The organism is Sphingobium sp. (assembly GCF_033795625.1).
In the GTDB taxonomy this organism is placed as follows: Bacteria; Pseudomonadota; Alphaproteobacteria; order Sphingomonadales; family Sphingomonadaceae; genus Sphingobium.
In genome coordinates this window covers 117,574-131,455 of record NZ_JARYGI010000006.1, presented here as the reverse complement: position 1 = coordinate 131,455, position 13,882 = coordinate 117,574, and the positions used below count along the sequence as shown (strand labels likewise).

Genomic DNA, 13,882 nt, shown 5'->3' with positions numbered 1-13,882 from the left:
GTACAGCGGATGCGCCCGCTGGGGAATCCCCGACTATCTGCCTTTTGCCGAAGCTCCGGCAGGCGCTGCCTGCGCCGCCAACCCGACCCGAAGCGACTTCAACGAAGCGAGCCGCCCCCGGAACGCGGCTAGATCGCGGCCTGCCAGTTGCGCCGTGGTCGTGAAGCTTACCGACGCCGGGTTCACGGTCCGGCCGTTGCGATACAGCTCATAATGGAGATGCGGTCCCGTCGAGAGGCCGCTGGAGCCGACATAGCCAATCACTTGCCCGCGCCGGACCTGCTGCCCCGGCGACGCGGCGATCCGGCTCATATGCGCATAGCCCGTGGCGATGCCGCCGCCGTGGCGCAGCTTCACGTAATTGCCGTGGCCGCCATGCCGTCCGGCAAATTCGACCACGCCATCCGTCGCGGAATAGATCGGCGAGCCATAAGGCGCTGCGAAATCGATACCTGCGTGCATCCGCGTGAAGCCGAGGATCGGGTGGCGCCGCATTCCGAACCCCGATGTCTGCCGACCGGCCACAGGCCGCGCGAGCACGCCGCGCCGTTCGCCAACGCCCGATGCCTCGAACCATTCGGTGCGCCCGCCGGTCGTCCACTTGAGCATATCGATAGCTTTGCCGCTGGTGCGCTTCAGACCGGCGTAGAGCAAGTCACCCACTTCGGCCTCGCCGGTTTGGGCGCGGCGATGGGCGACGATGATATCGTAGCGATCTCCTGCATTCAGAGAACCGATCGAGATCTGCTGAGAAAGCGTACGCAGGTAGGACTGGATCGCCTTGGGCGGCGCGCCTGCCGCACGCGCGGAGCGGTACAGGCTGTCGCCTACCAAGCCCTGAACACGAAGCGGCGTGTCATCCACATGGATCGGGATGCGCCGCGCCTGCAGCGAGCCGTTGACTCGCGTCACGTCGATTGCAAGGTCGAGCCGGGCGCGGAAGGAGAGGCTTTCCAACGGACGCGGCATGGCGCGGCTGGTGCGACGGCCCAGCGTGATGTCGAGGCGCGTGCCGGGCTTCAGCGCGTCTCCCATGTCGAGACCCGTCAGTCCGATGACGCGTCCCGCATCGGCACTGCTGACGCCCGCGCGAGACAAAGCGCGCGCGAAACTGTCGCCACTGCCGATCTGCGCAGTGAGTTGAACCTGCGGACGTTCGGGCGTTTCACGCAGCGGCGAAACCGCGTCGGTCGCCCCCATATGGCGACCGCTGTCGGCACCCAGAGCTAATGGCGTGATCGTCTGGCTGCGAACTTCGTCGAACTGTTTTGCGTCCATCACCGGATCGGTAGCGCCGGGAACGGGTGCGAAGCCGGGAGAAAGAGCGATGGCACTGGCGCATAGCGCGGTGCAGGTGGCAAGGCCGCGGAACCAGGTAAGGCTGCCGACGCGCTGACCGAGATCGGGGACGAGTTCTACATCCTCCGCCCAATCGCGCAGGCGCGTGCGCCGGTCCCGCGTATCGATAAGCGGCTTGGGACTGGCAATGGCCTCAGACAGCCACAAGGATGCGGCAGCTCCGCCCTGGGCCAATCCGAACTCATTCTTCTGAAACAACCGGCATCCCCCGGATCATCGTCTGCTGCCATGGGCCCCATGCCGTGACATCGCGGCCCTGGTTGTGGAGACATAAGGTTAAAGTCAATTTAAGAGCTTGCGCCGACTCGCTTTTCTGCGGCGGGCCGTGCGGGATAGCCGCTCAGCACCTACATGTGCATGGAACCGACCTTTCCAGCCGTATTTTCCGGTTGCCCCTCTTGCGCCTGCGCCCTGCTTGCCCGACATAAAGTCATGGCCCAGTTTGCCCGCTCTGCCGTGACCGCCGTTCTCGGTCCGACCAACACCGGCAAGACGCATCTAGCCGTCGAACGGCTATGCGGCCATTCCAGCGGGATGATGGGCTTTCCGCTGCGACTGCTGGCCCGCGAAGTCTACGAGCGCGTGGTCGCCATCAAGGGCCCGGATAGCGTGGCGCTGATCACCGGAGAAGAGAAGATATGCCCCCCAAAGGCGCGCTATTTCCTGTGCACTGCGGAGTCGATGCCGGTCGATGGCGACTATGCCTTCGTGGCGCTGGACGAGGCGCAACTGGGTGCCGATCCCGAGCGCGGCCATGTGTTCACCGATCGCCTGCTTCGGGCGCGGGGGCGTGAAGAAACGATGATCCTCGGGTCCGCGACCGTCGCGCCGCTCGTGCGCAAGCTGGTGCCGGACGTGGAGATCATCGGCCGGCCGCGCTTTTCGACGCTGAGCTATGCGGGCGCAAAGAAACTCTCGCGGCTGCCCAAGCGGTCGGCAGTCGTCGCCTTCTCCGCCGAGGAAGTCTATGCCGTCGCCGAAATGCTGCGACGGTTCCGGGGTGGTGCTGCGGTAGTGATGGGCGCGCTCTCCCCAAGCACCCGGAATGCACAAGTGAAGATGTTCATGGAGGGGCAGGTCGACTATCTGGTCGCGACCGACGCCATCGGCATGGGCCTCAATCTGGACGTCGCGCATGTCGCATTCGCGTCCTTGCGCAAGTTCGACGGACATCGGACGCGGCGCTTGTCGATCACGGAAATGGCGCAGATCGCCGGGCGCGCGGGGCGGCATCACCGGGACGGGACGTTCGGCTCTCTGGGCGGCGAAGGCAGCGACGCCGCGTTCACGCCCGAGGAGATCGAGGCGATCGAGGAACATCATTTCCCGCCGCTTGACTTCCTCTACTGGCGCGACGGCGCGCCGAGGTGCGATACGCTGGATGGGCTGATCGCCGATCTGGAAGCGCGTCCGGAGGTGCCCGAACTGCGCGCCGCGCCGGAAGCCGTCGATTTGTCGGTCCTGAAGCGCATGGCCGACGACCCGCTGGTGATCGAGCGGGCTCGGAACAAACAGCAGGTGCGGCGGCTATGGGCGGCGTGCGGTCTGCCGGATTTTCAGAAGCTGGGTGCAGATCACCATGCGCGGATGGTGTCACGGCTGTGGCGATTCCTGTCGGAGGGGCAAGGCTACATCCCGCGCGACTGGTTCGCGCAGCACCTCGCGCGGCTGGACACGGTGCAGGGCGACATCGACACGCTGTCGGGCCGAATCGCGGCGGCGCGGACATGGTCCTACATCGCGCATCGCCCGGACTGGCTGGAATATCCGGCGGAGATGGCGGAGCGCACGCGCGCGCTGGAGGAGAAGCTGTCCGACGCCCTGCACGCGGCGCTTACCCAGCGCTTCGTAGACCGGCGAACGGCCGTGCTTTTGCGCGACATGGGGCAGAATATCGCGCAACTTCCGGTGAGCGTGGAGAAGGACGGTTCGGTCCATGTCGACGGAGAATCCATTGGACGACTTGACGGATTTCGTTTCTCGGTTGATCCCGATGCACGCGGAGAGGACCGTCGCATGTTGCTGGCGGCTGCAGAGAAAAGACTTGGGGCGATATTACGCGTGAAAGTGGATGAGTTGTTGGCGGCGCCTGATGCCGCCCTGATGCTGGAACCGGGCGTCGACGGCGTGCCGACGATAAGCTGGGACGGCGTTCCCGTTGCGACGCTGCATGCCGGGCAGGTCCTGATCACGCCGGAGGTCCGGCTGGACCGGGCCTTGCTGGGCTTGGGACAGGATGTGCAGAAGCGCGTTGCTGACAAGCTCGGCGCGTGGATGGCGGCGCAGAAGGAACGCCATCTGCTGCCCCTGGTGAAGATGGCCGCCGCTGCTAGCGATCCCGACGTCGCGCCTGTCGTGCGCGCCGTGTTCGCGCAACTTGCCGACGCGGGCGGGATCATCGAACGGACAGAGATCGACGCATCGCTCGCGCATCTCGACAAAGATCAGCGCTATACCCTGCGCAAATCGGGTATCACGGTCGGGGTTCTCGATATCTTCCATCCCGGCCTGCTGAAACCGGGCGCGGCGCTCTGGCGCATGGCACTAATCTCCGCACGCAAGGGCAAGCCGATGCTGCCGCTGCCGCCCGCTGGTGCGACATTGCTGGCGCTGGAAGGACGCGAGACTGAGATGGGCGCGCGGATTGCTGGCTTCCGGGGCTTTGGGGCGCAGTTCCTGCGAATCGACATGGCCGAGCGCATGGCGCGCGCGGCGCACGATACCATTGCAAAGGGAGAGCCCTTCCATGCCCTCGATCTACGCATCGTGTCGCTCGGACTGCTGGAGCCCGCTTTTCTACAGTTGATGCGCGCGGCGGGTTTTCGGCCCGTGGAAGCGGCGGAGGGCGGACCGAACTGGGCCTTTCGCGGGCGGCAAAAAGCACGCCCTCCCGAACGTCAGCAACGTGGCCGCAATACCGGCCCCCGCCCCACCGATAAACCCGTCGCTGCCCCCGCTCCGTCACCTTCGGCTGGGTCTGCCTTCGCCGGGTTAGCCGCGCTGCTGGGGCGCAATGGCTGAGCGGGCATGAATATGGCTGCGTCGGGCCCGACGCTGCGGATCGACAAATATCTTTGGTTCGTGCGGCTCGCCAGCAGTCGGACCAACGCGCAGAAGCTGGCCGAAGAGGGGCACATCCGGATCAATGGGCGCCGCGTGGAACGGGCCCATTCGCCCGTGCGCGCGGGCGATCTCATCACCTTTCCCTTCGGTCAGAAAGTGCGGGTCGTGCGTGTCAGCAGCCTGCCACAAAGGCGCGGCCCCGCGCCCGAAGCGCAGGCATGCTATGAAGAAATAGTTGTCGGCGGCTGACACAAAGCAGCCCGCTTCACCACCCAATGATATTGACGCGGGCCGAGGGCATCAATAGCAGGGCGCAATTCAGACCCGGGAAAAGGCCCCCATAATGACCTACGTCGTGACCGACGCCTGCATCCGCTGCAAATATATGGATTGCGTCGAGGTATGTCCCGTGGACTGCTTCTACGAAGGCGACAACATGCTGGTCATCAATCCCAGCGAGTGCATCGACTGCGGTGTGTGCGAGCCCGAATGCCCCGCCGAAGCGATCCTGCCGGACACTGAAAACGGCCTGGAAAAGTGGCTGGAGCTGAACACGAAATTTTCCGCCGAATGGCCCAACATCACGGTCAAGGGCGAAGCCCCGGCCGACGCCGACGACTTCAAGGGCGAAGAGGGCAAGTTCGAGAAATACTTTTCGCCAGAGCCCGGTTCGGGGAACTGATACAACGAAACTGCTGCTTTGGAATGTAGGCGATAATCTGCATTGTGATGGTGGCTCGTGCGGTTTTATGCGCGGGCTGGTAATTTTATAATGAATCTGCTATATGCTTCGCAGCAGCGGGCGCCGTCGCGTCCGTGTGGAGTTAGATCGTCCCATGATCCTTAGGTGACGTTGCGGGTCGACCGCATGTATCCCATTATTACATGCTGTCTGCGCGACATTGATTTCTCCTTGTTGTGATGGAAAGGTTCCAAATGGCTGCCAAAGCGCTGTCCTTTGACGTCGGTGATTACGTTGTTTACCCCAAGCATGGCGTGGGCCGTGTAGTCGAACTGCAGAAAGAGCAGATCGCGGGCATGGAGTTGGAGCTCTATGTGCTGCGCTTCGAGAAAGAGCGCATGACGCTGCGCGTTCCGACCAACAAGGCCGAAGGCGTGGGCATGCGCAAGCTGTCCTCCAACAAGACGCTCGAAGAAGCCATGGACACGCTTAAAGGCAAGCCCAAGGTCAAGCGCACCATGTGGTCGCGCCGTGCGCAGGAATATGAAGCGAAGATCAATTCGGGCGACCTCGTATCGATCGCCGAAGTGACGCGCGACCTGTTCCGCGCCGACGATCAGCCCGAGCAGAGCTATTCGGAACGCCAGATCTTCGAAGCGGCATCGAGCCGCCTCGCTCGCGAACTCGCCGCGATGGAAGAGACGGATGAGCCGGGCGCGCTGAAGAAGATCCTGCAGATCCTCAACGAAGCTGCACCGAAATATAACAAGGAAAAGGTCGACTGAGCCTTCCAGGGCAAGTGCGATTTTTGAAAAGGGCGTCCCTATGGGGCGCCCTTTCTTCGTTGGCGCGGCATTGCCCTCGATTGCCGCTTGCGCTCTAAGGCCATGATGGTTCGTTCCGCATTTCTCCTGCCGCTGATCCTGCTCGCTGCCCCGGCGTCGGCGGCAACTCAGGGCTATACGATCACGCGCTTCGACAGCGTGCGCGTCGATGCCCCGGTGCGGGTATTCGTGGCCACTGGAGCGGGAGTAACGGCGAAGGGCGAAGGCGATCGCGACGCGCTGGACCGCGTGGACATGCGGGTGTCCGGCAACCTGCTCGTCATACGCATGAAGTCGCGCCGGTCCGGCGACACGGGCGGCGGCGGGCCAGTCACGCTGCGTTTATCGACCGACAATCTGCGCCGCGTAACCCTGACAGGCGGCGGATCGCTCACCGTCGATCGGATGCAGGGCCAGCGCGGCGATATTCTGCTGGGCGGCGGGGGCGACATAACCGTTGGCGCGGTGACGCTCGATCAAATGACCGTAGCGTTGTCAGGCAGCGGCCGCGTCACACTCGCAGGCAAAGCCGCACGCGCCGACATGCGCGTGTCGGGACCGGGAGCATTGATAGCGGACGCCCTCGTGGTCAAGGACATCAAGCTTGTGAACGAAGGCACAGGAAGCATATCGGCAGCGGCGTCCGGCACTGCGGACATCAACGCTTTCGGTTCAGGAGATGTGGCCGTAACGGGCAAGGCCGCGTGCAAGGTCACGCACAACGGCGCAGGTCGTGTGCAGTGCGGGGACAAAGACTTTTAAGACGGCGACGCGGGCTAAAATGGCCCCTTCTTTGTTACGGCACATCGCCCCGCCTGATCTATGTTGGATTTCCTCCGCTTCCTAACCTGCCTCTAGAGACATTTACGCAGATCAGCGGCAAAGCCTCCCCGCTCCTGCGCGGTACACGCCTTCGCGTGATCAGATGGCGGGAGGCGTGAGCGGAGAGGCTTTCTCAGCCGGTGAACGGCTTTCAGGAGACGTGTATGCGATCGCGCCATCCCACTATCGAAGCATATGCCGCGTCCCGTTCAGCGTGAGCATTCCGGCCAGCGAGCGCGGCACGAGAATAGACTGGATCGACGCCGCGAAAGGCATCTCGATCCTGCTTGTCGTCTTTCACCATGCACACCTGACGGCTGCCTCGGTGGGTCATGGCTGGCACGTCTTCGCAAGGTTCGACGCGCTGTTCACGCCGGTCCGGATGCCCTTGTTCTTTGCCGTGTCGGCCGTGTTCGCCGCAAAGGCTGTCGGACAAAGCTGGCGGAAACTGTTCACCAGCAAGCTTGCGTATTTCCTGTATCTATATGGGCTCTGGACGACGATCTATTGGGCCTACTATCGATATCTGCTCCCGGAACCTGCCACGGGCCTTCTTGGCACCTCGGGGAAGCAACTGCTGACGATGTGGATCGTGCCGGTCAGCGGCCAGTGGTTCCTGTGGGTCCTGGCAATCTATTTCATCTTGGCGAAGGCCTTGAATAACATGAAGCATCCGCTGACATTGGCCGCGTTCTGTGCGCTCGCGGCGGTCGCCGAGAACCTGAGCCGCGACTATTTCGCGCATCATTCCCATCAGAAAGCCCTCCTCTATGCGCCGTTCTTCCTAGGCGGCCTGTGGTACGGGCGGGCGGCGCTCTCTCACCTTCCACAGCGTCCGCGCGCCGCCTTCGCCATTGGCGCATTAGCTTATGCGGCCGTCGCGATAGTGGACGAGATTTTGCCGCATGATCTGCCGGGCACCAGGCTTGCCCTGTCCGCTGCCGGGCTGCTGCTGGGCTGCAGCGCGACGGTGCTGTTGTGCCGATCCGACACGGTGCGTCGCTCGCTGAGCTTTTTCGGTCGCAACACGCTGTCGATCTATGTCGCGCATGGCCTGGTGATGACGATCGCGGCCAGCCTCCTGTCCTGGCTGGCGCTCCCTTCCCACAGCCCGCTCTGGATGACGCCCATGCTTGGCCTGCTTGCCGGGCCGCTGTCCTTGGGTTTGCGCAAATGGTCTGGCGAAGCAGGAGAGCGATGGCTTTACGGTATCGGCGGAATACGAGACGTGTTCAGGACGTTGCGGGACCGAACGCAGCCGTCCCCCGCCTGACCGAAATCTCAGACGCGGTCGGCCTGCACCACGATATCGAGCGCGCGCAGTGCGGATAATATCCGCATAAGATGCTGCGCGTCGTTGACTTCCAGGTCGATGACGTCGGTGTGGAACGGCCCTTCGCGGTTCACCAGTTGCAGGTTGAGAATGTTCGCCTTGTTCGCGCCGAAGATGTTGGCGACGGACGCCAGCGCGCCCGGCTGGTTCTTGACGATGATCGACAGGCGCGCAGTGCCGCCCTTCGATTTCACATCCCAGTTCAGGTCCACCCACTCGGCGTCCTGGCCGCATTCCAGCACCTTGCAATCAATGGTGTGCACTTCGATGGGCACGCCGACTCGACGCAGGCCGACAATCCGATCACCCGGAACCGGGTGGCAACAATCACCCAGCACATAGGCGATGCCTGGGGTCAGGCCCCGGATCGACACCGGCTCGTGCTGACGGGGATGCACTTCTTCGGCGCCGTCGGCCGTGGTGGAGCCGGGGATCAGCGCCTCCATGACCTCCGCGTCCGTCACGCGATGGGTGGCGATCGCGATCATCAGCGCGGCTCGGTCCTCCAGTTTCAGGCGCTTGAGGCCCGCGGCCATGCCCTTGGCTCCGATTTCCACGGGGAGGCGGCTTGCGATCTCCTCGTACAGCTTTTCGCCGAGGGCTATCTGCTCGCCGCGTTGCTTGTTGCGGATGTAGCGCCGAATCGCCGCGCGCGCCTTGCCCGTGACGACGAACGTCAGCCAGCCGGGCTGCGGCTCCTGCCCGTCTGATTTCAGTATCTCGACCTGATCGCCGTTTTCCAGTGACGTGCGCAGCGGCACGACCCGACCATTGACCTTCGCGCCGACCGTCTGATTACCCAGCCGTGTGTGGACCGCATAGGCGAAGTCGACCGGCGTCGACCCCTTGGGCAACTGATGCAACTCGCCCTTCGGACTGAAAGCGAAGATGCGGTCCTGATACATCGCCATGCGCGTGTGTTCGAGCAGCTCATCCGCGTCCTGGCTCTGTTCCAGGATTTCCACAAGATCGCGCAGCCAGGCTGCCTGCCCGTCCGGCTTCTTCTCCGCGCCGGGCGCCGACTGCTTGTAGGCCCAGTGCGCCGCCAGCCCGTATTCGCTGTCGCGGTGCATGTCCTTGCTGCGGATCTGGACCTCTATTCTCGCATTCTCGTCATGGATCAGAGTCGTGTGGATCGAGCGATAGCCGTTGCGCTTGGGTGTCGAGATGTAATCCTTGAACCGGCCGGGCACCATCTTGAACTTCTGATGGATGATGCCGAGCGCGCGATAGCAATCCTCGGTGGTCTCGGTGACCACTCGGAAGGCCATCACATCCGTCAACTGCTCGAAGCTGATGTGCCGCTCCTGCATCTTCTTCCAGATCGAGAACGGATGTTTTTCCCGGCCTGACACAGTAACCGGTATGCTGTTGCTGCCGAGCAGGATCTGCAGGCTTGCGGCAATCCGCTGGACCTTGTCCTCACCGCCTTCCTTGAGCTGTTCCAACCGCTTGGTGATGCTGTCATAGGCTTCCGGCTCCAGTTCGCGGAAGGCCAGCAACTGCATCTCGCGCATGAAGTCGTACATCCCGATCCGCTCGGCCAGCGGGGCGTAGATGTCCATGGTCTCCCGGGCGATGCGCTTGCGCTTCTCGGCGTTCTTGATGAAGTGCAACGTGCGCATGTTGTGCAGCCGGTCGGCAAGCTTCACCAGTAGCACCCGGATGTCATCAGACATGGCGAGCAGAAATTTTCGCAGGTTCTCCGCTGCGCGCTCGTTATCCGACTGCGCCTCGATCTTGGAGAGCTTGGTCACGCCGTCGACCAGCCGCGCGACATCCTTGCCAAACGCGCCCTCGATCTCCTCATACGTGACGAGGGTGTCCTCGATCGTGTCGTGCAGTAGCGCAGTGACGATCGTCTGGTCGTCCAGATAGAGGTCCGTCAGGATGCCGGCGACTTCGATGGGGTGACTAAAATAGGGATCGCCGCTGGCGCGCTTCTGGCTGCCATGTTTCTGGACCGAAAAGACATAGGCGCGGTTGATCATCGCCTCGTCCGCGTCCGGATCGTAGCTTTTGACGCGCTCGACGAGTTCGTACTGACGTAGCATTATTGATCCGTTGTGCGGTGTTGCGGCAGTTTCGCAACAAAAAATTGCGCTTTTGTGAGGTTAATCCCACAGCAATATGTCAGAATTTAAATTGCTTTTTGCAACCATCCACGATTCGGTCTATTGTTTTCAGTCATGACCCAGATGTTAAACGAGATCTTGAATCAGTGCCCACTTCCCAACGCACTGGAAGCGATGGGCGAGCGTTGGTCTTTCATGATCATGCGGGGCGCCATCAACGGCCTCAAGCATTTCGAAGAGTTTCAGAGCAATCTTGGCATTGCGCGCAATATCCTTGCCAACCGCCTGTCGCGGCTGGTGGAAAAGGGCATCCTGTCACGCGAACCGATGAGTTGCGATCGCCGCAAGATCGAATATCGCATGACCGAGAAGGGGATGGACCTGCTTCCGATGATGGTCGCCCTTCGGCAATGGGGCGAAAAATGGGAATGTTGTGTCGAAGGCGGACCTGCCCTGCATGACAAGCGTGATGGGCTGCCCATTCAGAAAATGAAGATTTTTGCGCACGACGGACGTGAACTGACGGCCGACGACTTGATTTGGGCACTGCCTGAAAGACAGTTGGCATCCGAGGATGCTCCCGGAGAGATGGCGGCCTGATCGCTAAGCGGACGGCAACAAGCGCGATGGCCCGCCTGCATCCGTAACCCCCTTCTCGCTTTTGCGAAAACCCGCTAAGCCTCCGGCATGTCGGTCAATCCCCTTCAGCCGCAGCCGTTTTTCGCGGACAAGAACCGGGCATTCTGGAACCTGCAGTCCCTCGGCTGGCTGGGTACGTTCGTGCTGCGCGGCGCATCGGGCGTGGCGAACGGGCAGGAATTGTCGTTCCTGGTGCCGGTGCTGATTTCCACGGTCTCGGGCTATTCCGTCACCCTTCTGATGGCGGTGATCTTCCGCTCGCTCCTGACACAGCGGCCCATCATCACCTGGGGTGTGTCGATCATCGCGGTGATCGCCTCGGCCGCCTTGTGCGCCTTCATCGACGCATGGGTGTTCGCGACGCAGAACCAGTCTAGCGCGACGGCCGGCCTGCAACTGTTTCTCGGCGCCTTCTATCTGGCGGTCACGCTGTTGGGGGCATGGTCGGCGCTTTATTATGCGATCAACTTCTTCCTGACGGTGGAAGAGCAGGCCGACCAACTGCAAAAACTGGAGCTACAGGCGAGCAACGCGCAACTGGCGATGCTGCGCTATCAACTTAACCCGCATTTCCTGTTCAATACCCTCAACAGCATATCGACCCTGGTGCTTCTGAAGCAGACCGACCGGGCCAATGCCATGTTATCGCGGCTGTCCTCCTTCCTGCGCTATACGCTAATCAACGAGCCGACCGCGCAAGTAACGCTGGAGCAGGAAGTGGAGACGCTGAAACTGTACCTTGAGATCGAGAAGATGCGGTTCGAGGACCGGCTCCGGCCCACGTTCAGCATCGACCCTGCAGTAGCGAACGCGCGGCTTCCCTCGCTGCTGCTGCAGCCGCTTGTCGAAAACGCCATCAAATATGCAGTGACGCCAAAAGAAGAAGGCGCGGAAATATCGGTCGTCGCGCAACCTGCCGGTGAAAACGTCCGGATCGTCGTGTCCGACACGGGTCCGGGATTGAATGATATCGTGGCTCTGCCAAGTCTCTCGACGGGCGTGGGACTGGCGAATATTCGCGATAGGCTGTTTCAGGCCTACGGGGAACGCCACAGCTTCGAAGCGCGTTCCACGCCCGGGGGCGGCTTTTCGGTCACCATCGAAATGCCGCTTATTACGGAAGATCCAATGAAAGTGGCCGCATGACAATCAGAACAATCCTCGTCGATGACGAGAGCCTTGCCATACAGGGCATGACGCTCCGCCTCGAAGCCCATGAGGATGTGGAAATCATCGAAACTTGCCAGAACGGGCGGGAAGCGATCCGCGCGATCAAGACGCATAAACCCGACCTCGTGTTCTTGGACATACAGATGCCCGGCTTCGACGGCTTTTCGGTCGTTCAGGGCATGATGGAGATCGAGCCGCCGCTGTTCATCTTCGTAACTGCCTATTCCGACCACGCCATCCGCGCGTTCGAGGCGCAGGCGGTCGATTATCTGCTGAAGCCTGTCGAGCCCGATCGTCTGGCCGATGCGCTGGACCGCGTGCGCCAGCGCCTCAGCGAAAAGCGGCAGGTGCAGGAAGTGGAACGGCTGCGCGAAGTGCTGGCCGAAGTCGCACCGCAGGCGATGAGCGACTTCGCCCCGGAAGAGGATGGCCACGCCGCCAGCCGCTATGAAAAGCTCATCAACATCAAGGATCGCGGGCAGATTTTCCGCGTGGACGTCGACAGCATCGAGCGTATCGACGCGGCGGGCGACTATATGTGCATCTACACCGCCGACAATTCGCTGATCCTGCGCGAGACGATGAAGGATCTGGAAAAGCGGCTCGATCCGCGCAATTTCCAGCGCGTGCATCGCTCCACCATCGTCAACCTCAGCCAGGTCAGGCAAGTGAAGCCTCACACCAACGGCGAATGCTTCCTGGTTCTGGAAAGCGGCGCGCAGGTAAAGGTCAGCCGCAGCTATCGCGACGTGGTGGCGCGCTTCGTACATTAAGCGCTGAATGGGCTTGGGGGGAGAAGATGGCCAGTCTGGAGTTATTCGCGCATCCCTTCTCCTCCTATTGCCAGAAGGCCATCATCGCCTTCTACGAACACGACATTCCTTTCACGATGCGCACCATTTCGCCGGACGAGCCGGAAAATGGGGAGGAATTGGCGCGGCTCTGGCCGATAAAGCGGTTCCCGGTGCTGAAGGACGGCGATCATGTGCTGTGCGAGGCCAGTATCATCATCGAGCATCTCGATATCCACGATCGCGGGAGCCTGCGTCTGGTGCCGGAGCATCGCGTGGCGGCGTTGCGCGTGCGGATGATGGACCGCTTCTTCGACAACTACGTCTCTACCCCGCAACAGAAGATCGTCTTAGATGCCTTGCGGCCCGACCATGAGAAAGATCCGGCAGGCGTTCGCGACGCACGGGCGACGCTAGACACCTCCTACGCATGGCTCGACAAGGCGATGGAGGATCGCGAATGGGCAGCCGCGGATCATTTCACCATGGCCGATTGCGGGGCCGCGCCCTTCCTCTTCTATGCGCATTGGGTGCATCTCATTGCACCGCAGTTCGCCAATGTCCTCGCCTACCGCGCCCGGTTGCTGGCACGCCCGTCTTTCGCCCGCGCGGTGGATGAAGCGCGCCACTTCCGATCCTTCTTCCCGCTCCCAGTGCCGGACGAGGACTAGCCGCTCAGCGGAACACCCATTGCCGGTTCAGCACGAACACGATCGCCGGCGTGAGCAGCATCATCGCAGGGACCGGCGTCCATTCCGCCCAGCCCATCCGGCTGACGCACAGCCATACCCACATTGCGTTGATGGCAAGGCTCACCAGCGACACCGCGACAAAGCGGATGGCGCGCGCCGCGTCACGATCCGCCCGCCCCTGATCGCGAAAGGTGAAGGCGCCATGCAACACATAGCCCGCCACCACCGCGACCAGATATCCCGCGACATTGGCGAGCTGCGGATCGACATGCGCAAGCGCCGCGAGCGTCCAGTAGATCGCCGCCTGAATGGCGGTCACGGTCACGCCGGTCAGGCCATAGCGCATGAGCTGCCAGAACAGCGCCCGCCGCTCCGGGGGCAGCGTAGTGAACGCTGCGATGATTTTCATGCACTACCCCTTTGCGCTTTGCT

General features: G+C 62.1%; 13 protein-coding genes. 10 read left to right on the top strand and 3 right to left on the bottom strand.

Annotated features, from left to right (window positions below; all coding sequences use genetic code 11):
* Positions 1–33 precede the first annotated feature (33 nt).
* On the bottom strand, positions 34–1,557 hold the full coding sequence (locus QHC67_RS04960) for a M23 family metallopeptidase (protein WP_319291816.1): 1,524 nt from the start codon (positions 1,555–1,557) through the stop codon (positions 34–36).
* A gap of 234 nt (positions 1,558–1,791) precedes the next feature.
* Between QHC67_RS04960 and QHC67_RS04955 the strand changes: the two genes are divergently transcribed.
* The 6 genes from QHC67_RS04955 (at position 1,792) to QHC67_RS04930 (ending at position 8,023) form a co-directional block, all read left to right on the top strand.
* The gene (locus QHC67_RS04955) at positions 1,792–4,380 is read left to right on the top strand and encodes a helicase-related protein (protein ID WP_319291813.1); all 2,589 of its coding nucleotides are present in this window, start codon (positions 1,792–1,794) and stop codon (positions 4,378–4,380) included.
* Positions 4,381–4,386: 6 nt separating this feature from the next.
* Complete coding sequence (locus tag QHC67_RS04950) at positions 4,387–4,671, top strand: RNA-binding S4 domain-containing protein (protein ID WP_319291810.1); 285 nt, start codon at positions 4,387–4,389, stop codon at positions 4,669–4,671.
* A 94-nt stretch (positions 4,672–4,765) separates the two neighbouring features.
* Positions 4,766–5,104 carry a ferredoxin FdxA gene (gene fdxA, locus QHC67_RS04945; protein WP_319291807.1) on the top strand — a complete coding sequence of 113 codons (339 nt, stop codon included), beginning with the start codon at positions 4,766–4,768 and terminating at the stop codon, positions 5,102–5,104.
* Between the two features lie 254 nt (positions 5,105–5,358).
* Positions 5,359–5,889: a CarD family transcriptional regulator gene (locus QHC67_RS04940; RefSeq protein WP_104952152.1), complete on the top strand. Its 531-nt coding sequence runs from the start codon at positions 5,359–5,361 to the stop codon at positions 5,887–5,889.
* Between the two features lie 102 nt (positions 5,890–5,991).
* Complete coding sequence (locus QHC67_RS04935) at positions 5,992–6,690, top strand: GIN domain-containing protein (RefSeq protein ID WP_319291802.1); 699 nt, start codon at positions 5,992–5,994, stop codon at positions 6,688–6,690.
* A gap of 175 nt (positions 6,691–6,865) precedes the next feature.
* A complete protein-coding gene (locus QHC67_RS04930) occupies positions 6,866–8,023 on the top strand; it encodes an acyltransferase (RefSeq protein WP_319291799.1) in 1,158 nt (385 codons plus the stop codon).
* Between the two features lie 8 nt (positions 8,024–8,031).
* Here QHC67_RS04930 and QHC67_RS04925 read toward each other — a convergent pair whose 3' ends face one another.
* On the bottom strand, positions 8,032–10,137 hold the full coding sequence (locus QHC67_RS04925) for a bifunctional (p)ppGpp synthetase/guanosine-3',5'-bis(diphosphate) 3'-pyrophosphohydrolase (protein ID WP_319291796.1): 2,106 nt from the start codon (positions 10,135–10,137) through the stop codon (positions 8,032–8,034).
* Positions 10,138–10,272: 135 nt separating this feature from the next.
* Between QHC67_RS04925 and QHC67_RS04920 the strand changes: the two genes are divergently transcribed.
* The 4 genes from QHC67_RS04920 to QHC67_RS04905 all read left to right on the top strand — a co-directional run bounded on the left by QHC67_RS04920 (position 10,273) and on the right by QHC67_RS04905 (position 13,429).
* Positions 10,273–10,758, top strand: a complete 486-nt coding sequence (locus tag QHC67_RS04920) for a helix-turn-helix domain-containing protein (RefSeq protein ID WP_319291894.1) — start codon at positions 10,273–10,275, stop codon at positions 10,756–10,758.
* An 87-nt stretch (positions 10,759–10,845) separates the two neighbouring features.
* Positions 10,846–11,943: a sensor histidine kinase gene (locus tag QHC67_RS04915; protein ID WP_319291793.1), complete on the top strand. Its 1,098-nt coding sequence runs from the start codon at positions 10,846–10,848 to the stop codon at positions 11,941–11,943.
* A complete protein-coding gene (locus QHC67_RS04910) occupies positions 11,940–12,740 on the top strand; it encodes a LytTR family DNA-binding domain-containing protein (RefSeq protein ID WP_319291790.1) in 801 nt (266 codons plus the stop codon). The genes QHC67_RS04915 and QHC67_RS04910 overlap by 4 nt, the downstream gene beginning before the upstream one ends.
* Before the next feature lie 26 nt (positions 12,741–12,766).
* Positions 12,767–13,429 (top strand): glutathione S-transferase family protein, encoded by a 663-nt coding sequence (locus QHC67_RS04905; RefSeq protein WP_319291788.1) that lies wholly within the window; start codon positions 12,767–12,769, stop codon positions 13,427–13,429.
* 4 nt (positions 13,430–13,433) lie between these two features.
* Here the strand turns inward: QHC67_RS04905 and QHC67_RS04900 are convergent, their stop codons facing one another.
* Positions 13,434–13,859 carry a GtrA family protein gene (locus QHC67_RS04900; RefSeq protein WP_319291785.1) on the bottom strand — a complete coding sequence of 142 codons (426 nt, stop codon included), beginning with the start codon at positions 13,857–13,859 and terminating at the stop codon, positions 13,434–13,436.
* Between the last annotated feature and the right edge of the window lie 23 nt (positions 13,860–13,882).